32 protein-coding genes are annotated in these 22,986 nt (G+C 72.3%); 14 read left to right on the top strand and 18 right to left on the bottom strand.

Going from position 1 to position 22,986, the window contains the following annotated elements; translation table 11 throughout:
- Nucleotides 1-133: 133 nt before the first annotated feature.
- Entirely contained in the window at nt 134-553 is a 420-nt protein-coding gene (locus tag ACIPEP_RS07845) for an NUDIX domain-containing protein (RefSeq protein ID WP_092385542.1), read from the bottom strand.
- A gap of 82 nt (nt 554-635) precedes the next feature.
- On the opposite strand from ACIPEP_RS07845, the gene ACIPEP_RS07840 reads away from it, so the two are divergent.
- A complete protein-coding gene (locus ACIPEP_RS07840) occupies nt 636-1,538 on the top strand; it encodes an alpha/beta hydrolase family protein (RefSeq protein ID WP_402716937.1) in 903 nt (300 codons plus the stop codon).
- A 39-nt stretch (nt 1,539-1,577) separates the two neighbouring features.
- Here ACIPEP_RS07840 and ACIPEP_RS07835 read toward each other — a convergent pair whose 3' ends face one another.
- A complete protein-coding gene (locus ACIPEP_RS07835; RefSeq protein ID WP_402716936.1) occupies nt 1,578-2,033 on the bottom strand; it encodes an anthrone oxygenase family protein in 456 nt (151 codons plus the stop codon).
- Between the two features lie 166 nt (nt 2,034-2,199).
- Nucleotides 2,200-2,580, bottom strand: coding sequence for a hypothetical protein (locus tag ACIPEP_RS07830; protein ID WP_402716935.1), 381 nt, complete (start codon nt 2,578-2,580; stop codon nt 2,200-2,202).
- Nucleotides 2,581-2,755: 175 nt separating this feature from the next.
- On the opposite strand from ACIPEP_RS07830, the gene ACIPEP_RS07825 reads away from it, so the two are divergent.
- Nucleotides 2,756-2,890, top strand: coding sequence for a hypothetical protein (locus ACIPEP_RS07825; protein ID WP_402716934.1), 135 nt, complete (start codon nt 2,756-2,758; stop codon nt 2,888-2,890).
- Nucleotides 2,891-2,905: 15 nt separating this feature from the next.
- On the opposite strand, the gene ACIPEP_RS07820 is transcribed toward ACIPEP_RS07825, so the two are convergent.
- From ACIPEP_RS07820 to ACIPEP_RS07805, 4 genes are all read right to left on the bottom strand, one after another.
- On the bottom strand, nt 2,906-3,865 hold the full coding sequence (locus tag ACIPEP_RS07820) for an NAD-dependent epimerase/dehydratase family protein (RefSeq protein ID WP_402716933.1): 960 nt from the start codon (nt 3,863-3,865) through the stop codon (nt 2,906-2,908).
- 8 nt (nt 3,866-3,873) lie between these two features.
- On the bottom strand, nt 3,874-4,851 hold the full coding sequence (locus tag ACIPEP_RS07815) for an alpha/beta hydrolase fold domain-containing protein (RefSeq protein ID WP_402716932.1): 978 nt from the start codon (nt 4,849-4,851) through the stop codon (nt 3,874-3,876).
- Nucleotides 4,852-4,984: 133 nt separating this feature from the next.
- On the bottom strand, nt 4,985-5,953 hold the full coding sequence (locus tag ACIPEP_RS07810) for a hypothetical protein (protein ID WP_402716931.1): 969 nt from the start codon (nt 5,951-5,953) through the stop codon (nt 4,985-4,987).
- The gene (locus tag ACIPEP_RS07805; RefSeq protein ID WP_402716930.1) at nt 5,950-7,500 is read right to left on the bottom strand and encodes an MFS transporter; all 1,551 of its coding nucleotides are present in this window, start codon (nt 7,498-7,500) and stop codon (nt 5,950-5,952) included. The genes ACIPEP_RS07810 and ACIPEP_RS07805 overlap by 4 nt, the downstream gene beginning before the upstream one ends.
- 112 nt (nt 7,501-7,612) lie before the next feature.
- Here ACIPEP_RS07805 and ACIPEP_RS07800 point away from each other — a divergent pair, with 112 nt between their 5' ends.
- A complete protein-coding gene (locus tag ACIPEP_RS07800) occupies nt 7,613-8,044 on the top strand; it encodes a bleomycin resistance protein (RefSeq protein ID WP_402716929.1) in 432 nt (143 codons plus the stop codon).
- Nucleotides 8,045-8,050: 6 nt separating this feature from the next.
- Here ACIPEP_RS07800 and ACIPEP_RS07795 read toward each other — a convergent pair whose 3' ends face one another.
- A complete protein-coding gene (locus ACIPEP_RS07795; protein WP_402716928.1) occupies nt 8,051-8,500 on the bottom strand; it encodes a MarR family winged helix-turn-helix transcriptional regulator in 450 nt (149 codons plus the stop codon).
- Between the two features lie 60 nt (nt 8,501-8,560).
- On the opposite strand from ACIPEP_RS07795, the gene ACIPEP_RS07790 reads away from it, so the two are divergent.
- Together ACIPEP_RS07790 and ACIPEP_RS07785 are read left to right on the top strand one after the other, a co-directional pair.
- Complete coding sequence (locus ACIPEP_RS07790) at nt 8,561-8,929, top strand: VOC family protein (RefSeq protein ID WP_070417517.1); 369 nt, start codon at nt 8,561-8,563, stop codon at nt 8,927-8,929.
- A 40-nt stretch (nt 8,930-8,969) separates the two neighbouring features.
- Nucleotides 8,970-9,209, top strand: coding sequence for a hypothetical protein (locus tag ACIPEP_RS07785; protein WP_092385528.1), 240 nt, complete (start codon nt 8,970-8,972; stop codon nt 9,207-9,209).
- 19 nt (nt 9,210-9,228) lie between these two features.
- Here the strand turns inward: ACIPEP_RS07785 and ACIPEP_RS07780 are convergent, their stop codons facing one another.
- Nucleotides 9,229-9,849 (bottom strand): copper resistance protein CopC, encoded by a 621-nt coding sequence (locus tag ACIPEP_RS07780; RefSeq protein ID WP_402716927.1) that lies wholly within the window; start codon nt 9,847-9,849, stop codon nt 9,229-9,231.
- A gap of 66 nt (nt 9,850-9,915) precedes the next feature.
- Entirely contained in the window at nt 9,916-10,437 is a 522-nt protein-coding gene (locus ACIPEP_RS07775) for a MarR family winged helix-turn-helix transcriptional regulator (protein ID WP_402716926.1), read from the bottom strand.
- Between the two features lie 60 nt (nt 10,438-10,497).
- On the opposite strand from ACIPEP_RS07775, the gene ACIPEP_RS07770 reads away from it, so the two are divergent.
- From ACIPEP_RS07770 to ACIPEP_RS07760, 3 genes are all read left to right on the top strand, one after another.
- Nucleotides 10,498-11,715 (top strand): FAD-dependent monooxygenase, encoded by a 1,218-nt coding sequence (locus ACIPEP_RS07770; RefSeq protein ID WP_402716925.1) that lies wholly within the window; start codon nt 10,498-10,500, stop codon nt 11,713-11,715.
- A 95-nt stretch (nt 11,716-11,810) separates the two neighbouring features.
- The gene (locus ACIPEP_RS07765; RefSeq protein WP_402716924.1) at nt 11,811-12,341 is read left to right on the top strand and encodes an AAA family ATPase; all 531 of its coding nucleotides are present in this window, start codon (nt 11,811-11,813) and stop codon (nt 12,339-12,341) included.
- On the top strand, nt 12,338-13,285 hold the full coding sequence (locus ACIPEP_RS07760) for a helix-turn-helix domain-containing protein (RefSeq protein WP_071302324.1): 948 nt from the start codon (nt 12,338-12,340) through the stop codon (nt 13,283-13,285). The genes ACIPEP_RS07765 and ACIPEP_RS07760 overlap by 4 nt, the downstream gene beginning before the upstream one ends.
- Nucleotides 13,286-13,301: 16 nt before the next feature.
- On the opposite strand, the gene ACIPEP_RS07755 is transcribed toward ACIPEP_RS07760, so the two are convergent.
- A complete protein-coding gene (locus ACIPEP_RS07755; protein ID WP_070417522.1) occupies nt 13,302-13,688 on the bottom strand; it encodes a MerR family transcriptional regulator in 387 nt (128 codons plus the stop codon).
- Nucleotides 13,689-13,774: 86 nt separating this feature from the next.
- Between ACIPEP_RS07755 and ACIPEP_RS07750 the strand changes: the two genes are divergently transcribed.
- From ACIPEP_RS07750 to ACIPEP_RS07740, 3 genes are all read left to right on the top strand, one after another.
- Nucleotides 13,775-14,476 carry an SDR family oxidoreductase gene (locus ACIPEP_RS07750; RefSeq protein ID WP_071302325.1) on the top strand — a complete coding sequence of 234 codons (702 nt, stop codon included), beginning with the start codon at nt 13,775-13,777 and terminating at the stop codon, nt 14,474-14,476.
- A 204-nt stretch (nt 14,477-14,680) separates the two neighbouring features.
- Nucleotides 14,681-15,211, top strand: coding sequence for a hypothetical protein (locus tag ACIPEP_RS07745; protein WP_402716923.1), 531 nt, complete (start codon nt 14,681-14,683; stop codon nt 15,209-15,211).
- Nucleotides 15,208-15,771, top strand: a complete 564-nt coding sequence (locus ACIPEP_RS07740) for a DUF6611 family protein (RefSeq protein WP_229084773.1) — start codon at nt 15,208-15,210, stop codon at nt 15,769-15,771. Before ACIPEP_RS07745 ends, ACIPEP_RS07740 begins: the two co-directional genes overlap by 4 nt.
- Here ACIPEP_RS07740 and ACIPEP_RS07735 read toward each other — a convergent pair.
- From ACIPEP_RS07735 to ACIPEP_RS07705, 7 genes are all read right to left on the bottom strand, one after another.
- Nucleotides 15,719-16,423: an alpha/beta fold hydrolase gene (locus ACIPEP_RS07735; RefSeq protein ID WP_402716922.1), complete on the bottom strand. Its 705-nt coding sequence runs from the start codon at nt 16,421-16,423 to the stop codon at nt 15,719-15,721. The two genes, ACIPEP_RS07740 and ACIPEP_RS07735, sit on opposite strands and share 53 nt — an antisense overlap.
- The gene (locus ACIPEP_RS07730; protein ID WP_175473654.1) at nt 16,420-17,205 is read right to left on the bottom strand and encodes an SDR family oxidoreductase; all 786 of its coding nucleotides are present in this window, start codon (nt 17,203-17,205) and stop codon (nt 16,420-16,422) included. Before ACIPEP_RS07730 ends, ACIPEP_RS07735 begins: the two co-directional genes overlap by 4 nt.
- A 3-nt stretch (nt 17,206-17,208) precedes the next feature.
- Nucleotides 17,209-17,856 (bottom strand): SDR family oxidoreductase, encoded by a 648-nt coding sequence (locus ACIPEP_RS07725; protein ID WP_070417526.1) that lies wholly within the window; start codon nt 17,854-17,856, stop codon nt 17,209-17,211.
- 158 nt (nt 17,857-18,014) lie between these two features.
- The gene (locus tag ACIPEP_RS07720) at nt 18,015-18,776 is read right to left on the bottom strand and encodes an ABC transporter permease (RefSeq protein ID WP_092385512.1); all 762 of its coding nucleotides are present in this window, start codon (nt 18,774-18,776) and stop codon (nt 18,015-18,017) included.
- Entirely contained in the window at nt 18,776-19,570 is a 795-nt protein-coding gene (locus ACIPEP_RS07715) for an ABC transporter ATP-binding protein (protein WP_402716921.1), read from the bottom strand. The genes ACIPEP_RS07720 and ACIPEP_RS07715 overlap by 1 nt, the downstream gene beginning before the upstream one ends.
- Complete coding sequence (locus ACIPEP_RS07710) at nt 19,567-19,935, bottom strand: DUF1048 domain-containing protein (protein WP_071294194.1); 369 nt, start codon at nt 19,933-19,935, stop codon at nt 19,567-19,569. The genes ACIPEP_RS07715 and ACIPEP_RS07710 overlap by 4 nt, the downstream gene beginning before the upstream one ends.
- Before the next feature lie 2 nt (nt 19,936-19,937).
- Nucleotides 19,938-20,285: a PadR family transcriptional regulator gene (locus ACIPEP_RS07705; RefSeq protein ID WP_402716920.1), complete on the bottom strand. Its 348-nt coding sequence runs from the start codon at nt 20,283-20,285 to the stop codon at nt 19,938-19,940.
- Between the two features lie 129 nt (nt 20,286-20,414).
- Here ACIPEP_RS07705 and ACIPEP_RS07700 point away from each other — a divergent pair, with 129 nt between their 5' ends.
- The 3 genes from ACIPEP_RS07700 to ACIPEP_RS07690 all read left to right on the top strand — a co-directional run bounded on the left by ACIPEP_RS07700 (nt 20,415) and on the right by ACIPEP_RS07690 (nt 22,942).
- Nucleotides 20,415-20,903, top strand: coding sequence for a DUF4126 family protein (locus tag ACIPEP_RS07700; protein WP_070417531.1), 489 nt, complete (start codon nt 20,415-20,417; stop codon nt 20,901-20,903).
- Entirely contained in the window at nt 20,900-22,072 is a 1,173-nt protein-coding gene (locus ACIPEP_RS07695) for an FAD-dependent monooxygenase (protein ID WP_402716919.1), read from the top strand. Before ACIPEP_RS07700 ends, ACIPEP_RS07695 begins: the two co-directional genes overlap by 4 nt.
- 102 nt (nt 22,073-22,174) lie before the next feature.
- Nucleotides 22,175-22,942, top strand: a complete 768-nt coding sequence (locus ACIPEP_RS07690; protein WP_402716918.1) for an NAD-dependent epimerase/dehydratase family protein — start codon at nt 22,175-22,177, stop codon at nt 22,940-22,942.
- The last annotated feature ends 44 nt before the right edge of the window (nt 22,943-22,986 follow it).

Here is a 22,986-nt window from a genome sequence, read left to right as displayed (position 1 = left end):
CCCACGCCGGCGAACACTGCCACAAGGGCTCCGACGATGACCGTGAGCTGCTGGTCCTTGTTCATCCCCATGCTCGGAGCATATGAGATCCGCCCGCTGCAGCGGTCAGTGGCCGTCTCGACGGCCGATCGGCTCACGAGACGGATCGGGGCGGCTGTTGCGCGCTCAAGACGAGGTGTACTGCCTGTCGCGCTTCGTCAGGAACAAGCCGTTCCTCGTCGAGTGACATTGCGGCGATCCAGCTCGGGTCGTACTCGTTACCTGCCGACGCACGGCGCAGCTCAGGTCCTCCGAGCGACACCTCCGTGGAGGTCACTCGCACCGCAAAGTAGGCGGCGGGCACGTCGCCGTCCACGGGAACGTCGAGCAGATCGCCCACGTCGCCTTCGAGCCCGGTCTCTTCGCGGAGTTCACGGAAGCAGGCCTCGCGCAGGTTCTCGCCCTCTTCGACGCCGCCTCCGGGGAGCACGCAGTAGCTCCGACCGTCCTTGCGTCTCTTGATCACCAGCACCTGCTCATCGAGCACGACGACTGCGGCTGATCGAATACGCATGATCTCAGTTCACCATCCACCACCTCGGTCCGGCAGGCGTCACGACGTCCGATCGGCCTCTGAGCGCTGGTAGCGTCCAGAGATGGCGCAAGCGATCGGCGGTCCGGCTCGATCGAAGATCCGCGAGCTGCTCGCGATCCCGGCGCCGGAGTCGATCCACCCGACGGCGGTCCGCCGTTCGCCGCTCTGCCACGAGGGCTCGGTGTGGAGCGAGCGCATCGAGCTCGACACCCTCGACGGCGACACGATCCCGTGCCTCCTCCTCACGCCGGATGATCCCGCCGGCGTGGACGTCATCGCCGTTCACCAACACGCGGGGGCGTTCACTGTCGGCAAGAGCGAGCCGGCGGGGCTGACGGGCGACCCGGCACTCGCCTACGGTGCAGCGCTCGCGAGTGCCGGAGCGCGAGTGATCCTGCCGGACCTCGTCGGATTCGAGGAGCGACGACGCGACTGGACCGACGACCCCGCCGCTGACGAACGGCTCGACGCATTGTTCCGGGTGTCGAACGGCAGCAGCCTGCAGGCGAAGCACACGCGCGACATCGCAACGGTGACGAGCTGGATGCAGGACACGGGTGCGGTCGGCACCGACCTCGGGATCATCGGGCACTCGCTCGGCGGTCAGGTCGCGCTGTTCTCCCTCGCTGTCGACCCCCGCCTGACGCGGGGCGTCGTGAGCTGCGGCATCGGGACGCTGGCCTCGTTCGAGTCGGAACGCATTCGCCACAATCCCGCGTGGTTCGTTCCGGGGCTCACCGCGGCCGGCGACGTTCCGCTGGTCGCCTCCGCCGTCGATCAGCCGGTCTTCGTCGCCGCCGGACATGACGACGGCCTCTTCCCGCTCCACGGCGTGCAGCAGGTCCTCGAAGCGTTCCGGCCAGGCATCCTGACCACCGAGGTGTTCAACGGCGGACACGCGATGCCGGCGTACGTCCTGGACGCAGCCGTCCGGCATCTGCTCCGAGAGCGGAACGCAGACTGACCTCCTCGCCCGTCCGGTCGTCGATCGACCGGCCCTCCGTCACGCCCCGATCTGCACGACCCCGATCGCGGACAGCACGAACGCCACGATCGCCGCGCTCGACCGGACCACGTCGATCCTTTCCCACCGCACCACGACCCGCTTCCAGTCCGCCGGCGGGTCGAGCGGATCCCAGTCGTTGACCCCGATGTTGATCGGGACCGTACCGAGGAACGACGCGAGGACGAACACCCCGAGCGCCACTGCGGCTGCCACTCGCCACCTGAGACCGTCGCCCGCGCCGGCGACGACCAGGACGGCGAGGGTGGCGAGCACTGCGGGCACCATCAGCATCGGCACGACGACCTTGAGCGACTTGACGAGCGCGATCCGCGTGCGGAGGTGGGCATCGTCCGGCTGGGAGGCCATCGCGGGTTGGACGCCCCACCGCACGATGAACTCCTCACCGGCGAGGAGACCGACGAGGACGAGCTGCACGACCAGGACCACGTTCACGGACCACAGCCTCGTCCGAGCCACTCACACCACGCTGACGTGGCGCTCACACAGGTTCGACAGAACCGTCACCGGTGCCTGGGAGCCGCGACGGCGCGCATTCGACCACGAAACGGAACAGGAGCGGCCCCGCTGCCTGCGGGGTCGCTCCTGTTGACCGTGGCTCTTACGACTGCGCGACGCAGACCTGCTTGACGCTCGTGACGTGGCCCGTCGAAGCGCCGATCTGGAACGTGTACGTGTGGTACCCGGAGTTGTAGCTGTACGAACCGCTCTTCGTGACCACGCGGATCAGGTTCGTTCCGGCCGAATTGCGGTCTGGTGAACCGAAGATGTGGACTTCACCCGTGCTCGTCCAGTTCAACTGGGCGGTCTTGTTCCCGCACCCGATGGTCAGGAGTGACCCGATCTTCTCGGCGTGTGCCGGACCTCCGGTGAACAGGGCGGCGGTGACGAAGGCCACGGCGACCAGCAGGAGAGCGCCGAATCGCTTTCGACCGGTAAAGGTCGACGTCGTTTCTCGGGAGATTTGGCTGGTGATGTTCATGTTGCCTCATTCACTTCCGCTCGGGGATTCCCCGAAATGCCTTCGGGATCCCGTTCGGACGCTAACACCGGCGAGATGCGGTCAACAGTCCGCTGTTCTGTGGACTGCAATTCCCGGAGCATTGCGTATAGGGTCTCCGCCACAGCCGCAGCAGTCGTGCAACAACGCTGTGACAGTGCCGACTACCCATCCAGGGCAAACCACGTTCCTCGGACTGGCGGCCGGCGCCGTGGCCGGCAACGGCGACGTCGGGCAGTCGATCGCGACGGCCGGCTGGTTCGAGCGACTGCGCCGACGCAAGCTGGACTGAGCACCGCGATCGAGGTCAGCGCACCGCTGCGAGCACCGCCGCCTCCTCGGCCGCCCCGAGCCCCGCCCGCCGCGGCCGCTCCAGCCCGCGATCCCGCTCGTCGTCGAGCACCCCAGCGAGGGTCTCCGCCAGTGGACGACTCCGACCCCCGGCATCGCGGAACGCCCGCGCAGACCGGTGCATCAGCGCCGCATCGGAGTGCGGAAGCCAGAGCGGCAGCGACCTCGGCCCCGCCCAGTACCGCACGTCGTGGGCGAGCAGCACGTCGTCCTCGACCTCGACGAGCTCGCCGTCGAACCCCGTGGCCTCGACGACCAGGCGGAAGAACTCATGCATCGGCGCGACCTCGCCGACGGCGTTCACGACCCCGGTGTGACCCGTCCGCCAAGCACGTCCGACCCACGCGGCCAGGTCCGCGACGTCGATGACCTGCACGGAACGCCCTTCCGACGTGGGGACCAGCACCGGCCCGGGTCGGCTGAGTCGGGCAGGCCAGTACCCGAACCGGTCGCTCGGGTCGCCCGGGCCGACGATGAGGCCGGGTCGGGCGACCAGGAGCCGCGGCCCGAGTCGGTCGGCGCTGCTCCGCTCGGCGGCGACCTTGGCGTCCGCGTACTGCGTCAGGTCGACGGGTTCGACGACCTCGGCGGTCTCGTCCGCGCCCGGTTCGTCGTTCCGGGCGTAGACCGAGGTGGTCGAGACGAGCGTCCAGTGCGCGGCGGAGTCTGCGAGCGCGTCGAGCGCGGGACGGACGAGCTCCGGGTCGGACGAGAGCTCGACCACCTCGTCCCATGCGCCACGCACGGGTTCGTAGGCGCCGTCCGCGCGACGATCGGTGCGGACGAGGCGGGCGCCGTCCGGGACGTCACCCGTCGCACCGCGTGCGAGGCAGGTGACCTCGACGCCGTCCTCGAGGAGGCTCCGGACGATCGCACGCCCGAGCCATCCGGTCCCGCCCAGCACCAGTGCCCGCATGGACCCATTCAACCGTGGTCGACCCCGAGCGTCCGGCTCGTCCACCCGGCCAGCGCGGCGGTCGCCGTCCTCGAGATCGTGGCGTCGGGGAGCATGCTCGTGAAGCCGTGGAAGGCTCCTGGCCACACGTGCAGCTCGGCGTCGACGCCCGCCGCCCAGAGTCCGCTCGCGAAGGCCACGGTCTCGTCGCGGAAGACCTCGGCGCTGCCGCAGTCGATGTAGGTGCGCGGGAGTCCGGCGAGGTCCGTCGCCCGCGCGGGAGCGGCGTACACGGACACGTCGTCGGTGGCGCGTCGGCTGCCGAGGTAGGCGTCCCAGCCGAACCTGGTCAGCTGGCGGTCGGCGACGCCGACACCGTCGATCTGCACGGTGGAGACGGTCTCGTCGCGGTCGTCGAGCATCGGCGACACGAGGATCTGGGCCAGTAGCGACGGCCCGCGTCGATCGCGGGCGAGCAGGGCCGTGCCCGCTGCGAGGCCGCCGCCGGCGCTCTGCCCGGCGATGACGATGCGGTCCGGGTCGATGCCGAGCTCCTCGGCGTGCTCGGACACCCACACGAGCCCGGCGTAGCAGTCCTCGACCGGGAACGGGTCCGGGTACTCGGGCGCGAGGCGGTAGTCCACGCTGATGAGCACGACGTCGTGGACCAGCAGCCAGTCGTCGTAGGAGTCGAGGTTGCCGAGGTGATGGCCGAACACCATGCCGCCCCCGTGGATCGTGTACACCCCCGTGGTCGCGCCGGTGCGACCGATGCGCTGGATCACCGCGAGGTCGATCGGGTCGCCGCGGTGACCGGGGACGGTGATGCGTCGACGCTCGTACCCGCGGGCGTGCAGCCGTGCATCGAGTTCGGCCTCGGTGACGTCGAGCTGCCGCATGTGCGGCAACACCTCCGGCGTGATGGTGACGGGACCGCGCGCTGCGAGGGCGTCGAGGAACGGCACGAGTTCGGGGTCGAACGGCGGGCGGGCGATGACTTCGGACACGGGTGCACTCCTTCGATGAAGAAGTGGCGACCCCCGTGAGCCGCGTGTGCGTGCCCGGCAGCCGATGGGGCGCGGGCCTTTTCCCTCTGCGCCCGACGATAGCGCATCCCCGACGGGTGCCCACCCACGCCGATCAGGTCGGTCGGTGCTGCTCCGCGTACCGACGCGCACGACCGATCCGCCGTACCGAGAGGGGGATCGCCCAGGCGAGCACGACGACCATCGCGACCAGGAAGACCACGGGCAGCAGCCCCAGGTCGCCGCGGACCGCGGACGACACGAACTGGAACGCGATGGCGACGTACAGCAGGCCCGTGAACACCAGCTGGAACTGCAGGGCGAGCGGGACGATCCGGGCGTACCGGACCGCTCCCGCGCGGTCGGCCTCGTCGAGGGGGAGCTCCTTGCCCCGCAGCACCACCTTCGCGTACCGCTGCAGGCGGCCGAGGTCCCGCCCACCGCTGTCGCGGAGCGCGCGGTTCAGCGGGAGCGCCACGACGATCGCGGCCATCGCCGTCGCGGTGAAGGTCAACTGGCCCCCGAGCAGGACGACCTGGAGGAGCGCGCCGCCCCGGTCCGAGAAGGCCGCAAGGAGCGTCACCCCGATCGTGCAGACCACCGCGGCGATGACGAAGGTCGTCACGATCGAGCGCACCCCGCGTCGGACCACCCCGACGCCGGGGACGTCCTCGCCGTGGTCGGTGATGGGCGCCTCGGTGCGCCGGAACAGCGCTCCGAGCGGGCGGGCGACGGCGAGGAGCACCCCGGCCCCGACGACGAGCAGCACCGGCACCCAGAGGGGCGCCTGCGCCGACAGCGCCGTCAGCACGAAGACCACGGCGGCCACGACGTCGACGGCGGCGACGACTGCCGAGACCCGGAACAGGGAGCGCTGGCTCTCGGGGGACGAGCGGTGGTCGTAGTAGCCGGCCAAGGCCCCGACGAGGACCGGTCCCATGACGACGAGCGGCGTGCAGACGGCCGCGGCGACGAGCCACCCGTGCGCCGCGCTCCCGAACTCGAGCGCCACGAGCAGCCCGCCACCGAGGGACAGCGCCGTCGCGACGACGATCGTGGCGATGTACAGCAGGACCCGGATCACACCGTCGCCTCGGTCCCCCGGATCCGCCCGACGACGACGTCGACGATCCCCGCGAGCAACGCCGCCGCGACGAACCCGAGCGCCACGCCCAGTCCGAGCGGCAACCCCTGCGCGTAGTCGCCCTTCGAGCTCGCGAGCGCCGAGTAGAAGACGCTGCCGACGGCGGCGATCCCGATCGCGGACCCGACGCGCGCACCGACCTGGATGAGCCCACCGGCCGAGCCGCCCTGCTCCACAGGCACCTCGGAAAGCGTGAGCGTCTGGTTCGGCGAGATCGTCAGTCCGGAGCCGACACCGGCGACGAGGAGCGGCACGACGAGCCACCACCCGAGGTCGGATCGGTAGTGGTTCGCGACGACCCAGATGACCCCACCGAGGCCGATCAGGACCAGTACGGTCCCGACGACGATGAGCTGTCGGCCGAACCGCGAGACGACGCGACCGCCGATGGTCGACGCGACCCCGGATCCGATCGCGAACGGCACGGACGACAGGCCGGCGAGCAGCGCGGAGTACCCGAGGCCGGACTGCAGGGCCAGCGTCAGGACGAAGAACAGCGGCGTGAACCCGGCGAAGTACAGCGTCGCGAGCCCGACACCGAGCGAGAACGACCGGCGGCGGAACAGCCCGAGGTCGATGACGGGCTCCTTCGACCGCGCGTACCGCCGCTCCCACAGGACGAACAGCGCGCCGAGCACGACGGCGGCGACCACGAGCCACCACTTCGCCGTGCCCTTCCACTCCTGCGACTGCACGAACGGCAGCAGCAGGGCGACCACCGCGGCGCCGAGCAGGACGATCCCGACCGGGTCGAAGTCGTGCTTCCGACCGCGTTCCGCCCGGCTCGCCGCCGGCAGGTACCGGAAGGCCAGGAGGATCGTGACGAGTCCCACGGGCAGGTTCACGAAGAAGACGAACCGCCAGCCGTTCTCGGTGCCGAAGGCCGTGATGAGCAGACCACCGACGAGGGGGCCGATCGCCGTGGCGATGCCGACCGTGGCGCCGAACAGCCCGAAGGCGGTGCCGCGCTCCTTCCCGCGGAACAGCTGCTGGATGAGCGCCGTCACCTGGGGTGTGAGCAGACCACCGGCGAGGCCCTGCACCAGCCGAGCGACGACCAGCACGATCCCGTTCGGGGCGAAGCCGCAGAGCGCGCTCGCGAGGGTGAACAGGCCGACCCCGATGACGAACATGCGCCGGCGGCCGGAGGCGTCGCCCAGTCGACCTCCGGGGACGAGCAGGAGTCCGAACGACAGTGCGTAGCCGGACAGGATCCACTGCACGGCCTCCGGGGTGGCCCCGGGGAGTCCGGACGAGATCGACTGCAGCGCGACGTTGACGATCGACACGTCGAGCAGGACGATGCCGCCGCCGAGCAGGCAGATGACGAGGGCCTTCCACCGGTTCGGGTCCGGCTGGTCGCCGGATCCGGCGTCGGAGTGCTCGGATCGCTCGGGGGGCGCGGCGGTGGCCGCGTGGTGCGCATGGTGGTGCGCGACGGTGGGAGCCGCGTCGGGCTCGGCGGGGAGTCGGTGTTCGGGTGCCATGACGCTCTCACGCTAGGCCGCAGCGGAGGCGCTGGTCCGGCGAGCACGGATCTTGTCCACACCTTCAGGAGGCGCGGTGCGGGTCCGGTACGCCGGCTGGCAGCATGGCCTGGTGACGACCGATCCGGACCCCGCCCTCGTCCCCGAGCTCCTCGTCACCGACGTGGACGCGAGCGTCGCCTTCTGGTCCGGCCTGTGCGGGTTCACCGTGGCCTACGCGCGTCCCGAGGAACGGTTCGCCTACCTGACGCTCGGGTCGGCGCACGTCATGCTCGAGCAGGCCGGGGTCGGTCGGAACTGGCTCACCGGGCCGCTCGATCGACCACTCGGCCGCGGGATCAACCTGCAGATCGGTGTCCCGGACGCGGACGTCGTCGCGGCGTCGCTCCGCGCCGGCGGTGTCGAGCTCTTCATGCCGGCGGAGACGCGCTGGTACCGCGTGGGCGACGAGGAAGCCGGGGTGCGGCAGTTCCTGGTCACCGATCCCGACGGCTACCTGCTGCGCTTCCAGTCGTCCGCGGGGCGTCGACCGGTCGCGCCGTAGCGCGACTCACGCGTCCTCGCGCAGCGACCGCACCATGCTCCGCAGTGCTCGGAGCGCCGCGCCCTGCTCGTCGGCCGACATCCCGCTGAGCATCCGGACCTCGACCCCGCGGACGGCTGCCGAGGCCTCGGCGAGCCGCTCCCGCCCGAGCGGGGTGAGCTGGACCGGCAGCGCCTTGCCCACCGGGGCCTCCGATGCGCGCGACACCGAGCCGTCCCGTTCGAGCGCCTGCAGCAGGACGTTCATCGACTGTCGTGTCACGAACGCCCCGCGCGCGAGGTCGGAGTTCGACGACCCCGGCCGCTGCGCGAGCAGCTCGAGGCACGAGTAGTGCGTGACGGTCATGCCGAGCGGGCGCAGGACCGACTCCATCGCGGTGCGGAGCGCGCTCGCGGCCTCCTTGAGCAGGTACCCGAGGGACGTGTCCAGGTCGATGCCGTGTCCGTCTTGACGCATGTCAGTAGTCTGACATATGTTCGTACGTGTCAGATAACTGACACCAACGAAGGAGACCCCATGCCCGTCACCGGCCCCGACTTCATCTCGCTGCAGACCCGCGACCTCGACGCGTCCCAGGCGTTCTACGAGCAGTACCTCGGCCTCGTCCGGTCGCAGGCGGGTCCGCCGCACGCGGTGGTCTTCGAGACCACGCCGATCGCGTTCGCCCTGCGCGACCTCGTGCCCGGCACCGACCTCGACGCCGTGGCGCAGCCGGGCATCGGCGCGGCGATCTGGCTGCACGCGACCGACGTCCAGGCGATCCACGACGCCTTGGTCGCCGACGGCCACCGGATCGTGTCCGCGCCGATCGACGGCCCGTTCGGTCGGACGTTCACCTTCGCCGACCCGGACGGGTACCAGGTGACGCTGCACGACCGCGCCTGACGCCCTGGCACGGGCGGACCGGACGGTCTACGGTGTCGCCATGAGCGATGGCGCCGGGGACGAGCAGCTGTGGCGGTCGATCGTCGGGCGCCCGGCGCTCTGGATGGCCGTGGCGTGGACCGCCCTGGGCGTGGTGTGGCTCGTGTTCGCCGCGGTCGAGGGCGGCGACGACGCGTGGCGGTGGATCATCGGTGCGGTCTGGATCGCACTCGGCGTCGGCCGGATCGCCGTCGCGGTCTGGGACCGGCGGCACCACCGTGGGCGGTACGCCGGGCGCTGACGCGGCGGCGCGCCTCGTGTCAGTCGTCGTCGGGGGTGGTCCGGCGACGGGCGACCAGCAGGACGGCGACGAGCGCGGCGGCGACCACGATCGCGATCCCGCCGAGGATCCACGGCGTCGCCCCGGGCCCGGACGATCCGGCCGTGGCGCTGGTCGCACCGGCACCGGCACCGGCACCGGCTGTGACGCTCGGCGTCGGGGTGCCCGCGCTCGGGGTCTGCGTCGGTCCCGTCGCCGTCGGGGTCGGGGTCGGGGTCGGCGCTCCGGTCGACGTGAACCGGTAGCTCCCCGAGATCGGGTGTCCGTCCACCGAGACGCTCCGCCAGGTCACCGTGTACGAGCCGGCAGCCGTGAGGTCGGCGGCCGTGCGCAGCGTGCTGCCGTCGACGTCGACACTCCCCGCGCCGACCTCGGCGCCGTCCGGGCCGGTCACGCTGACGACGATCCCGGACTCGAGCCCGGCCAGCGGCGGCTCGGAGAACGTGAGTGTGACCTGGTCGAGGTCACCCCCGACCGTCGTGTCCGCAGCGGGTGCGGTCGAGGCGAGGACGTCGTGGGCGGACGCGGGGGCCGCCGTGACGAGGACGAACGCCAGGGCGACGGCCGACGCGGCGGTGGCGAGCAGGGCACGGAAGGGCACGGTCCATTGTCGCCGATCCTGACCGGACGCACAGGCGTCGGCGTGGACGACGGACCCCGCGACGGCTCAGTCCATCGCGTCGTCGTAGACCCCGATCAGCCGGTCGAGGAAGGTCTGCACCGTCGCACGCTCCGCGGGGTCCAGGTCGTCGACGATGTCCTCGATGCCCTCGATGAGCGGCAGCACGAGGTCGTACGCACGGTCCGAAGACTGCTCCGCCGCCGTGACGACGAGCTTGCGTCCGTCGCTCGGGTGCCGTTCCCGTCGGACGTGCCCGGCGCCCTCGAGCCGGTTCAGGACGAGCGTCATCGCGGCGGTCGAGATCTCGAGCCGACGGGCGAGCTCGGTCGGGGTGGCCGGCCCGGTCGCGATGAGGTGGTCCATCGCCTCGAGTCCCGCCGCGTCGACCGACAGCGCCGCGGCGAGGTGCCGCTCGAAGCGCTGCTGTCGGACACTGACCTGCTGCACGCGGGACCGGATGTCGTCGTGGGGGAGTGATCGCCCGTCGCGTCGCGCCGTCGCCCGGTCGTGGCGGTCCTGCCGGTCGTCGGGGCGGTCGGTCGCTGGGTGCTGGTCGTCGTTCGGCACGTCCACCATGGTAGTCGTGTACATTGCCAATCTCATTGGTAATCAACGACGTGAGGGACCATGACCGATCACACCCGCGGACGCGTGCTCATCTCCGGCGCGAGCATCGCCGGCCCGGCGCTCGCCCACTGGCTCCACCGCTTCTCGTTCGAGACGGTCGTCGTCGAGCGGGCGCCGTCCCTCCGCACCGGCGGGCAGAACGTCGACGTGCGCGGAGCCGGGCGTGAGGTCGCGCGCCGGATGGGCATCGAGGACGACATCCGCGCTGCCACGACGGGCGAGGTCGGCACCCGGTTCATCGGTCCGAGCGGCCGGACGATCGCGGCGTTTCCGGCGGGGACCTCGGACTCCGGCGGGGCCACCGCCGAGCTCGAGGTCCTGCGCGGTGACCTCGCGCGGCTCCTCGTGGACGGGACCTCCGACGCCACCGAGTACCGCTACGGCGACCGGATCACCCGCATCGACCAGGACGACGACGGCGTGACCGTGGGGTTCGAGCACGGCCCGGACGACCGGCTCGACCTGGTGGTCGCGGCGGACGGCATCGGATCGAGCACCCGTCGGCTGGTGTTCGGCGACGAGCCGGAGATCCGGTCGCTCGGGCTCGAGACGACGTACGGCACGATCCCCCGGACCGCGGCGGACGACGACTGGTGGCGCTGGTACAACGCACCGGGTGGCCGGTCGATCACCCTCCGTCCCGACCCGCACGGGACCATCCGCGCGGCGATGTCGGTCGTGACGGACCGGAAGCGGGAGCGAGCCGGTTCCGAGCGCGGCGACCTCGATGCGGTGCGCCGCCGCCTGCACGCGGTGTTCGGCGACGCCGGGTGGGAGGCCGAGCGGGTCCTCGCGGGGTTCGACCACTCCGAGGACCTCTACTCCGAGGCGATCGGACAGGTCCACGCCCCGCGCTGGTCGGACGGCCGGGTGGTGCTCCTCGGGGACGCCGCGTACTGCGCCTCGCCGGTGAGCGGCATGGGTACGAGCCTCTCGCTCACCGGTGCCTACGTCCTCGCCGGGGAGCTCGCCGCCCATGTCCACCACCGTGACGCCCTGCGCGCGTACGAGCGCATCATGCGCCCGTACGTCGCGAAGGCGCAGCAGCTGCCGCCGGGCACACCGCGGATCGCGAACCCGAGGTCCCGGCTCGGGATCGCGGCCTTCGGCACCGCCGTCCGCGTGGCGTCGCTGCCCCTCGTCGGGCGCCTCGGCGCCCGCTTCGCCACCCCACCGGCCGAGGCGATCGACCTGCCGGACCACGCGCACCTCGAGTGAGCCGGTGGCGGACGGGAGGCGCGGTGCGGGCCCGCCACGCGCCTCCCGTCCGTCCCGTCCTCCCGTCCCGCAGCGATGTGCGCTACGGTCCGGTCATGATCGTCTGGATCAACGGGACGCACGGCGTCGGCAAGACGACCACCAGCAGGCTGGTGCAGCCGCTCCTGCCGGACGCTCGCGTGCTCGATCCGGAGAAGGTCGGCGAGACCCTCATGGACGTCCGGCCCCCGCTGCCCGAGTCCGGCGACTTCCAGCACTGGGACCCCTGGCGACCGCTCGTCGTCGAGACCGCCCGGCAGGTCCTGGCCTTCGCGGGCGGCACGCTCGTGATGCCGCAGACGGTCCTCGTCGAGCGGTACTGGCGGGAGATCGCGGACGGGTTCGCGGCGCACGGGATCCCGGTCCGGCACTTCGTGCTGCACGCGGAGGAGGACACCCTGCGGGACCGGATCCAGAACGACGCCGTGGTGGGGCCGTCCACGTTCCGGTCCAGCCGCGTCGAGCCGTACGCCGAGGCGGCACGCACCTGGCTGCACGCCGCGGCCGAGGTCGTCGACACGACGGACACCCCGCCCGAGCAGGTGGCACGGAACATCGCCGACGCGGTGCTGCAGGTCGCACGGTGAGCGCCTTCGTGCAGCGGTCGCAGTGGTCGGTCGTGACGTCAGAGCCGGCGGACGCGGCAGAGCTCGTCACGCGGATCCCCGACGTCCGACGGGCCACGGTCGAGGGCGCGCCCTCGGGGTTCTCGTTCGAGGAACGGCGACGTGGCTCCGAGCTGCTGTCGCTCGTGTCGATGGCGAGCACCGGCGTCGTCGAGGGAACGGTCGAGGCCGAGTCCGCGATGGTCCTGTTCTGGCTGAAGTCCGGCAGCGGTGCGGTCGACGGCGACGGGGTGCCCACCGGCCGTCCGGTCCTGTTCCGCCACGACCCGCAGCAGGTCCGGTGGGACGGGTTCCAGCTCGACCTCATCCGCATCGACCGGACCACGGTGGAGCAGGTCGCTGCCGAACGCGGCGCCTGGCAGCCGGGGCCGATCGAGTTCCAGCCGCACCACATCCCCGAGGGGCCGACGCTCGCCGCCTGGTGGTTGATGGTGCGCGCGGTGGCGGCCGACGTGCTGCGCGGTCCGGAGGAGGTCACCGAGGAGCACGAGCGCGAACTGACCCGCTTCGCGGCGGGCGGCCTGCTCACGGCGATCCCGCACTGGCCGGTCGGGCAGGACCAGCCCCGCACGGCGGCGGCGGCACGGTTCGCCCGGGCCGAGGCGTACCTGCTCGAGCACGCGACCGAGCAGATCACCGTCGAGGACGTCGCGGCGGCCGCGGGCCTGAGCATCCGCGGGCTGCAGGACGCGTTCCGGCGCCACCACGGCATCACGCCGACGACCTACCTCCGGCGCATCCGACTGCTGCTCGCGCGGGAGGGCCTGGAGTCCGGGGACGACCGGAGCGTCGGGGACGTGGCGCGGGACTCGGGCTTCGCGCACCTCGGACGGTTCGCCGGCAGCTACCGCGACGAGTTCGGGGTGCTGCCGCGGGAGACCTGGCAGGCCGCGCGCCGCCGCTGAACGGCGCGGCCGCTGATCACGCCGCCAGCGGCTGGTCCCGCAGCGCCGGGCAGTGCTCCGGCGTCGGGTGCTCGGTGATCGCGATGACCTCGTCGAGCCGGTCCCGAGCGGCCTCGAGCTCGGCGAGCTGCGCCGTGATCCGGTCCCGCTCGGCGACGAGGAGCGCGAACGACTCCGGCGTCGCCACCCCCGCGTCCACGCAGGGCAGCAGCTGCACGATGGTGCGGCTCGGCAGTCCGGCGGCGAAGAGCTGCTGGATGAGCTGGACCCGCTCGACGGCGGGCACGGCGTAGGAGCGCTGGCCGCTCGCCGTCCGTCCGGCCGGCAGCAGGCCCTGCTCCTCGTAGTACCGGAGCGACCGCACGCTCACGCCGGTCGCCGCAGCGAGGTCTCCGATGCGCACGATCTCCTCCTTGCACCTGACATCGATGTGAGGTCTTAGCGTAGCCGAGCCGCTGCGGGAGGTGCCCGCTCGGCAGGAGGAACACCATGGACATCGCTGGATCGGTCGCACTCGTCACGGGCTCGAACCGGGGCATCGGACGACGGTTCGTGCAGCAGCTGCTCGAGCGCGGCGCCGCCAAGGTCTACGCCACGGCCCGGCGCCCCGAACTGGTCGACATCGAGGGGGTCGAGGTGCTCCCGCTCGACATCACCGACCAGGCGTCCGTCGCGGCAGCAGCGGCTGCGGCGTCCGACGTGACCCTGCTCGTCAACAACGCCGGGATCACCACGCAGGGCTCGCTGCTCACGGACGACCTGACCGACGTGCGGCGGGAGATGGACACGCACTTCTGGGGCAACCTCGGGATGGTCCGGTCGTTCGCGCCGGTGATCGAACGCAACGGCGGGGGCGCGATCGTGAACGTCCTGTCGGCGCTGTCCTGGTTCGCGTACCCGGGCTCGGGCGGGTACGCCGCCGCCAAGGCCGCGGAGTGGAACATGACGAACGCCGTCCGCCTCGAGCTGACCGGCCGGGGCGTCACCGTCCAGGGGCTGCACCTCGGAGCCGCCGACACCGACATGATGGCCGGGTACGAGGGGCCGAAGGTCGATCCGGCCGAGGTCGCGCGGCTCTCCCTCGACGGTGTGGAGCGGGGCGCGGCGGAGGTCGTCGTGGACGACTGGAGCGCCGGGGTCAAGGCGTCGCTCGCCGAGGCGCCCGAGCGGTTCTACGCGCAGTTCGCGTGATGCGGCCAGCGTGACCCGGGGGGGGGGGGGGGGGGGGGGGGGGGGGCCCCCCCCCGCCCCCCCCGCCCGCCGCTCCGCACGGTCCGCGCGCTCGTCGCGTCCTCCGCGCTCGCCGCGTCAGGACCGCGCACGGGATCGGACCGACGGCGTCAGCGATCCGTCAGGACGCTGTCCGCACGGCCGCCCCCGCCGGATCGTGGAGTGGTGACCCTGACCGCGATCCTCCCGACGCTCCGCGCGTCCCTCCCCGACCCCGTGGACCCGACCCTCTGGCCCGCCCACACCGAACCCACGACCGGCGACGTCCTGGTCGCCGCCGTGTCGATGGTCCGGCTGGCCGAACTCGCCGGCACCCCGTGCGTGCACACCGCCGAACAGGCACCGCCCCGCTACCGACCCCGCACGTGGACGCCGGGCGAGGTGAGCGTCGCCGTGGCGTCGGTCTTGCGCGTGCGGCGCCCCCGGACCGGTGTCGTCCTGCTCGAACTCGACGCGGTGCTCCCCCGGTTCGCCGTCCTCGACCAGGTGCGGCTCATCGGCCGGGTGAGCACGGCGCCCCCGACCGGGACGTACGTCCTCACCCCGTGCGCCGGCGCGGAGGACGGTCCCTTCCACCGGCTCCCGGCCCCGTTGCCCGCGGACGTCCGCGAGGGCGACCTGCTCTGCTTCCCCTGCGTGACCGCGATCCGGCACCGCGACGTCGTGGTGCCGGTCCGTGCCGAGGTCGTCCGGTGAGCGCCGTCTCCGACCTGCGCGCACGCGTGGTCGACGGCCCGCACGTGTGGGGCCGGTACTCCGTGCGCCCCGTCGACCGGACGATGTGGAGCACGAGGACCCTCGTCGTCTACCCGCCTGGTACGACCCGCCGCGAGCGTGCGGTGCTCCGTGCGTGGTCGGCGTGGCCGGCCGTGGGGGCACTGCTGGCGATCGCCGTGATGGCCGCGCTCGCTCCCCGCGCCGCCCTCGGGACCGTCGCCGCCGTCGGGGTGTACGCGGGCGGCTTCCTGGTGCTCGGGCGGGCCGCTCGTCGACTCCGTCCCGGTGTCCGGACGTTGACGGTGACGACCTTCCACGGCACCGGGCGACCCGAGGTGCACGGGGACGTCCGGTTGCTCGGCGCCTCGCTCGACGCGTTGACCGTGCCGGAGCGGGCGCTCCGTGCCGGTGCGATCCGACCGGTGGACTTCGAGTCGATCTGGGCCGACGTCTGGGACGACCTGCCGAGCGGCCCGCGGTCCCGGGTCAGTCGTGCAGGAACGCCTCGAGCTGCCGGGCCACGAGGTCCGGTCGGGTGATGAACGGATGGTGCCCCGTCGGGAGTTCGACCGACCGGGTGGCCCGCGCCGCGTGCTCCCGCTGGAGTGCGACGGTCGTCGAGCGGTCCTCGGCGCACACCACCGCGGTGGAGTCCACTCCGGCCCACCCCTCGGCGCTCGTCGGCGTGCCGAACGCGCGGACGTCCTGCGAGGTGACCCGGTCCCACGCCGCCCGCTGCGTCGCGGCGTCGGCGTCCTGCAGGAACCGGGCGCCGAACGACCGCTCGTCGTACCCGTCGACGACGATCCGCCCGTCGGCGTCCGGACGCACCGCGACGGGGTCCGGCTCGCCGGACATGATCGACCCCTGCGACGCCCCGACGGGCGGCAGGTAGCTCGACACGAGCAGCAGGTGCCGGACCGCGGGGTGCGGGCCCGCCTCGGCGATCACGGTCCCGCCGTAGGAGTGTCCGACGACGATGGCGTCGGGGACCTCGTCGAGGGCGCGGCGCAGTGCGGCGGCGTCCTCCTGCAGGCCGCCGCCGGCGTCGGTCTCGCCGCACGACGGCAGGGCCACGGCGCGGCTGACGATCCCGGTCCGTTCGCGCAGCAGGTCGCCGGTCGGAGCCCACCACCAGTCGCCGTCACGGACGAGGGCGCCGTGCACGAAGAGGACCGTCGGGCTCGTCACTCCATCACCATCGCGGACATGCGCGTCATCAGGCCACGGGGGACGAAGCGGTGCGCACTCGCCAGCACGGCGTTGCGCGCGCCGGAGACGACCGTCGGTCCGCCGGCACGGGCGAACGCCCGCAGACCGACGCGTGCGACCTCCTCCGCCGACTGCCGACCGCCCTCGAGGAACGACCCGCCGCCCGCGGCGTCGAAGAAGCCCGTCGCGGTCGGTCCGGGGCACAGGGCGAGCACCCGCACGCCCTGCCCGCGCGTCTCCTGCCAGAGGGCCTCGGTGAAGGACAGGACGAACGCCTTCGTCGCGCCGTAGAGCGCCATGTGCGGGGTGGGCTGGAACGCCGCGGTCGAGGCCACGGTCATCACGCCGCCGACGCCGCGGGCGAGCATGCCGGGCAGGAACGCCCGCGTCAGCCGGACCAGCGCGGTCTCGTTGAGCGCGATCTGCTGCACGATGCCGTCCTCGGGCTGCTCGGCGAAGGTGCCGTGCCACCCGACCCCGGCGTTCGCGATCAGGACGTCGACGCGGGTGCCGTCGAGGGCCGTGATCACCTCGTCGACGCCGTCGGCCGTCGCCAGGTCGGCCGGGAGCACCCGCACGCGCACACCGTGGCGTGCGTGGATGCCCGAGGCGACGGCGTCGAGCTTGTCGGCGGACCGGGCGACCAGGACGAGGTCGGCGCCGCCCGCGGCGAGGCCCTCCGCCAGCGACTCGCCGATGCCGCCGCTCGCACCGGTCACGAGGGCCAGTCGGCCCCGGAACGGTTCGGGGTTCCGTGCCACGGCTCAGCCCGCCGTGCGGAGGAAGTCGGCGATCGGGGTGGAACCGGTGTTGAACCGGATCGTCCGGCCGATCGTCTCGTCGCCCTCGACCGCGTCGGCCACCACGTGCGCGACGTCGCCGCGCGGGACCTGCGTCGAGGAGCCGTCCCAGTCGACCGAACCCGTGGGCTCGTCGTCGGTGAGGGTGCTCGGCGCGACGACCGTCCAGCGGAGCCCCGAGTCGCGGAGCACGGCGTCGGCGATCATCTTCGACTGCGCGTACGCGAAGAAGTCGTCGTCCTGCGGCACCCCGTGGTCGAGGAGCGAGCCGGACCAGGAGACCATGACGTAGCGGTCGACACCGGCCTTCGCGGCACCCTGCACGGACAGGATCGCCGCGTCGCGGTCGATCGCCCAGGTGCGGTCCGCCGATCCGCCGCCGGCACCGGCCGACCAGACCACGGCGTCGTGTCCGTGGATGAGCTCGGCGAAGTCGGTGAGGGTCTGCTGCTGGATGTCGGCGACGTGCGGCTGCCCGCCGTGGGCGCGGATCTCGTCGGCCTGGTCGGGGTCGCGGATGACCGAGGTGACGGTGTGGCCGCGGTCGGTGAGGATGCGGGTGGCGAGGAGTGCGACCTTGCCGTGGCCGCCGAGGACGATGACGTTGCTCATGCGTCGGACGCTACTCGCGGCGGCTCAGCGCGCGAGGTGCGCACCAGGACGACAGGTGCTCACGGTGGAACGCGAGCACCTGTCGTCGAGGTGCGCACAAGCGGACGGGAGGCGCGGTGCGGGCCGGCACCGTCCCTCCCGTCCGGCAGCCGGTCGCGTCAGCCGACCCGCCGGCGCTGCACGAGGGTCGCGACGCCGAAGGCGGCCAGCAGGATGCCGACGCACCACGCGAGGGCCACCCACAGGTCCGCGTCGAGCGGCTGCCCGGCGAACAGCGCACGGATCGAGTCCACGATCGACGTCACCGGCTGGTGCTCCGCGAACCACCGGACCGGCCCGGGCATGGAGTCGGTCGGCACGAACGCCGAGCTGATGAAGGGCAGGAAGATCAGCGGGTAGGAGAACGCACTCGCGCCGTCCACCGACTTCGCCGAGAGCCCAGCGACGACCGCGATCCAGGTGAGCGCCAGCGTGAAGAGCACCAGGATCCCGAGCACCGCGAGCCACGCTCCGACGCCCGCGCTGCTGCGGAACCCCATGAGCAGGGCGACCCCGACCACCACGGTCACCGACACGGTGTTGGCGACGAGGGACGTGAGCACGTGCGCCCACAGCGACGCCGCGCGCACGATCGGCATCGACCGGAAGCGCTCGTCGATCCCCGCCTGCAGGTCGAGGAACAGCCGGTACGAGGTGTACGCCACCCCGGACGCCACCGTGATGAGGAGGATCCCCGGCAGCAGGTAGTCGATGTACGGCGTGCTCCCGGTGTCGATCGCGCCGCCGAAGACGTACACGAACAGCAGCAGGAAGGCGATCGGCATCACGGCGGTGGTGATGATCGTGTCCGGGCTCCGGAGCACGTGTCGCAGCGAGCGCCCGGTCAGGACGGCGGTGTCGTGGATCGGGTGGGCGGACATCAGGCCACCTCCTTCGTGGTGTCGGCCTTCGTGGTGTCGGCGTCGGGACGGTGTCCGATGACGGCGAGGAAGACGTCCTCGAGCGTGGGGCGCTTCTCGACGTACTCGACCGTCGCGGGCGGGAGCAGTCGCTGGAGTTCGGCGAGGGTGCCGTCGGCGATGATGCGGCCCTCGTGCAGGATGGCGATCCGGTCGGCGAGCTGCTCGGCCTCGTCCAGGTACTGCGTCGTGAGCAGGACCGTGGTGCCGCTCGCGGCGAGGGCGCGGACGGCGTCCCAGACCTCGATGCGGGCCTCGGGGTCGAGGCCGGTCGTCGGCTCGTCGAGGAAGACCACCGACGGGTCGCCGATCAGGCTCATCGCGATGTCGAGCCGGCGGCGCATCCCGCCCGAGTACGTCCCCGCGCGGCGGGACCCGGCATCCGTGAGCGAGAACCGGTCGAGCAGCTCGTCGGCGATGCGCGCGGCGTGCCGGAGGTGCCGGAGTCGTGCGACGAGGACGAGGTTCTCGCGGCCGGTCAGCACCTCGTCCACGGCGGCGAACTGCCCGGTGAGGCTGATCGCCTCGCGGACCGCGCCCGGGTCGGCGGCCACGTCGTGCCCCGCGACCGACGCGGTGCCGGCGGTGGACGTCGTCAGGGTCGCGAGGATGCGGATCGCGGTCGTCTTGCCCGCGCCGTTCGACCCGAGCAGGGCGACCACGGAGCCGGCCTCGACGTCGAGGTCGACCCCACGGAGGACGCGCAGGTCGCCGAAGGACTTCTCGAGCCCCCGGACCCGGATCGCCGCGGTCACGACGGCTCCCCGTCCGCATCGGCCGCCGCGATCGCGTCGACGAGGCGCTGCTGCTCCTTGCTGAGCCACGACCCGAGGCCGTAGTTCGCCTTGAAGTCCTCGGCGAAGGCGATCGGGTCGTCGCCGACCACCGCGCGGACGCTCGTGCCGTCGGCGGCGCTCTGCTCGAACAGGTCCGCGAGGTCGTCGAGCATGCGCATGAGCTGCTCGCCGTCGCTCGGGCCGGTGTACATGAGGTACCGCTCGATGCCGTCGACGGCGGTGCGGTGGCTCGTCGGCAGCGCTGCCGTGCGGGCCTTGTACTGCTTCCAGCGCTTCTTGTCGCCGATGAGCTTGGTCGTGATGTCCGAGATCGAGATCCCCATGATCAGTCCTGTCCGTTCGTGCTGCTGGTGGTGCGTCGGAGGTGGTCGAGCCGCTCGGCGAGGAAGGTCCACGCCCGCCAGAAGTCGTCGAGCTGCTCCTGCCCGCGGGCGTTCAGCGTGAACACCTTGCGGGGCGGCCCCTTCTCCGACGGGACCTTCTCGACGTCGACGAGGCCGCGCTGCTCGATGCGGACGAGCAGGGCGTAGACGGTGCCCTCGGCGATGTCGGTGAACCCCTGCTCCCGGAGCGAGGCGGTGATGTCGTACCCGTGGGCCGGGCGGCCGGCGAGCACGGCGAGGACGATCCCCTCGAGGATGCCCTTGAGCATCTCGGTCTCCTGCTTGGGCATGCGTGCCTCCTGCGGTCGGTGCCGTGTGTCGTGGTGCACTGTACTCAGTGACGCTGACTACTGGTACATAGTAACGCTGAGTACCAGGAGCGCAAGAGTAGTTTCCGAACCGACACGACAGGAGCACCGATGAGCACGAAGAACGAGCAGCACACCCTGGTCCGCACCCTGGTCCTGGGCATCCTCAGCGGCGGCCGGAGCGCCACCCCGCTCGCCGTCATGGCACTGAACCACGACCGCTCCTCGCTGAAGGGCTCGTGGCAGGACTGGAAGGTCTTCAGCACGCCCCTCGGCCGTGGCGTCCTCGTCGCATCGGCCGTCGGTGAGCTCATCGGCGACAAGCTGCCGGGGACGCCGAACCGGATCTCCCCCGCCGGCCTCGCCGGGCGCGTGGCGTCCGGAGCGCTCGTCGGGGCCGCGCTCGGCACGACGGGCAGGCGCGACCTGCGCATCGAGGGCGCGATCCTCGGCGGCGTCGGCGCGATCGTCGGCAGCTTCGTCGGCTGGGGTGCGCGCAAGCTCGTCGGCGCCACGACGCGCCTGCCCGACCCGGTCGTCGCGCTCGCCGAGGACGCCGCGACCATCGCCGGCTCCGTCAAGGTGATCACCACCTCGTGACGGCACCGCGTCGGGCCCTCGTCACCGGCGGCAGCATCGCCGGGCTCTCCGCCGCCTACTGGTTGGACCGGACGGGCTGGGACGTCACCGTCCTCGAGCGCTCGGCGGGCTTCCGCACCGGCGGCCAGAACGTCGACGTCCGGGGCGTCGCCCGCGAGGTCCTCGACCGCATGGGGCTGACCGAGGCGATCCGCTCGGCCAACACGGGCGAGACCGGCACGGTGATCGTCGACGAGCAGGGAGACACCATCGTCCGGCTGCCCGACGACGGCTCCGGCGAGGGGGCGACGGCGGAGCTCGAGGTCCTGCGCGGCGACTTCGCGGACGCGATCCGGCAGGCGCTGCCGGACCGCGTGCGCCTGGTCTTCGACGACGCCGTGGTCGCGGTGGACGAGGACGGCTCGGACGGACGACCCGTCACCGTCCGTACCCGGAGCGGCGCGACGCTCCAGGCCGAGCTCCTCGTCGTCGCCGAGGGTGTCCGCTCGAGCACACGCGACCTGCTCTTCACCGTCGAGCCCCGGCGGCTCGGCATCACGATGGAGTTCGGGACGATCCCACGGATCCCGTCCGACGACGACACCTGGCGCTGGTACAACGCCGTCGAGGGTCGACAGGTGCACCTGCGGCCCGACAACCACGGCACGACGAGGGCGATGCTCGCGTACACGAACGACGACGGCGAGGTCCCCGACCGGCGCGACCGCTACGCCGGCGCCGGTTGGCAGACCGACCGGGTGCTCGACGGGTTCGCGCATTCGGACGACGTCTACGTCGACGACCTCACGCAGATCCACGCCCCGACCTGGCACCGGGGTTCCGTCGTGCTGCTCGGCGACGCGGCCTGGTGCGTGACACCGATGGGCGGCGGCGGGAGTTCGCTGGCGCTCACCGGCGGGTACGTCCTCGCCGCGTCCCTCGCCGACGAGTCCGACACCGCCTCGGCACTCGGGGCCTTCGAGGCGTGGATGCGGCCGCTCGTCGACCGGATCCAGACCATGCCGTCCGGGATCAAGCACTTCGCGTACCCGCAGACGAAGCTCGGTCTCGCGGCGCAGCGCGCCGCGCACCACGTCCTGACCTCGCGCCCGGTGGCGCCCCTCATGGCGCGACTGACGCACACGGCGGACTCGGACCAGCCGCTCCCGGCCCTGGAGCCGACCCGCTGAAGGACGGGAGGCGCGGTGCCAGCCCGCACCGTCCCTCCCGTCCGTCACAGGGGTTCCGTCCGGGCCTGCCACGCCCAGTCGCGTGCGCCTAGCGTGACCGGCATGCGCATCGTCGTCATCGGAGCCACCGGCCACATCGGCACGTTCCTCGTCCCCCGTCTCGTCCGCGCCGGTCACGACGTCGTGACCGTCACCCGCGGCAGCAGCACCCCGTACGCCGACTCCCCCGAGTGGCAGCAGGTCGAACGGGTCACCGCCGACCGCGAGCAGGAGGACCGCGACGGCACGTTCGGCGACCGGATCGCCGCACTCCGTGCCGACGCCGTCGTCGACCTCGTCTGCTTCACGATGTCGTCGGCCGACGCCCTCGTCACGGCTCTCCGCGGGAGCGGCACCCACCTCGTGCACTGCGGGTCGATCTGGCGTGCCGGGGTCTCGCACGTGCTGCCCGTCACCGAGGAGAACGCGACCGAGCCGTTCGGCGACTACGGCGTGCAGAAGGACGCGATCGCCCGGATGCTCAAGCGTGAAACTGCCGAAGGGGGTTTGGTGACGACCTCGTTGCACCCCGGCCACATCAGCGGACCGGGCTGGATGCCCATCGGTCCGCTCGGCAACCTCGACCCGACGGTGTGGACGAAGCTGTCCGCCGGCGAGCCCGTCGAGGTCCCCGGCCTCGGTGCCGAGACGATGGCGCACGTGCACGCCGACGACGTCGCGCAGGCCTTCCAGCTCGCGGTCGAGCACCGGGACGCCGCGGCCGGCGAGGACTTCTTCGTCACGGCTCCGACGGCGCTCACGGCACGCGGGTACGCGCACCTGGTCGCGTCGTGGTTCGGCCAGGAGGCGCGGCTCGAGCCCGTCTCGTAGGACCGGTTCCGCGAGACCACGGTTCCGGAGCACGCCGGTGCGAG

The sequence above is a fragment of the Curtobacterium sp. NPDC087082 genome (genome assembly GCF_044745045.1).
Taxonomy (GTDB): Bacteria; Actinomycetota; Actinomycetes; order Actinomycetales; family Microbacteriaceae; genus Curtobacterium.
The sequence above is the reverse complement of the archived record's forward strand: the minus strand, read 5'-3'. Positions and strand labels throughout refer to the sequence as shown.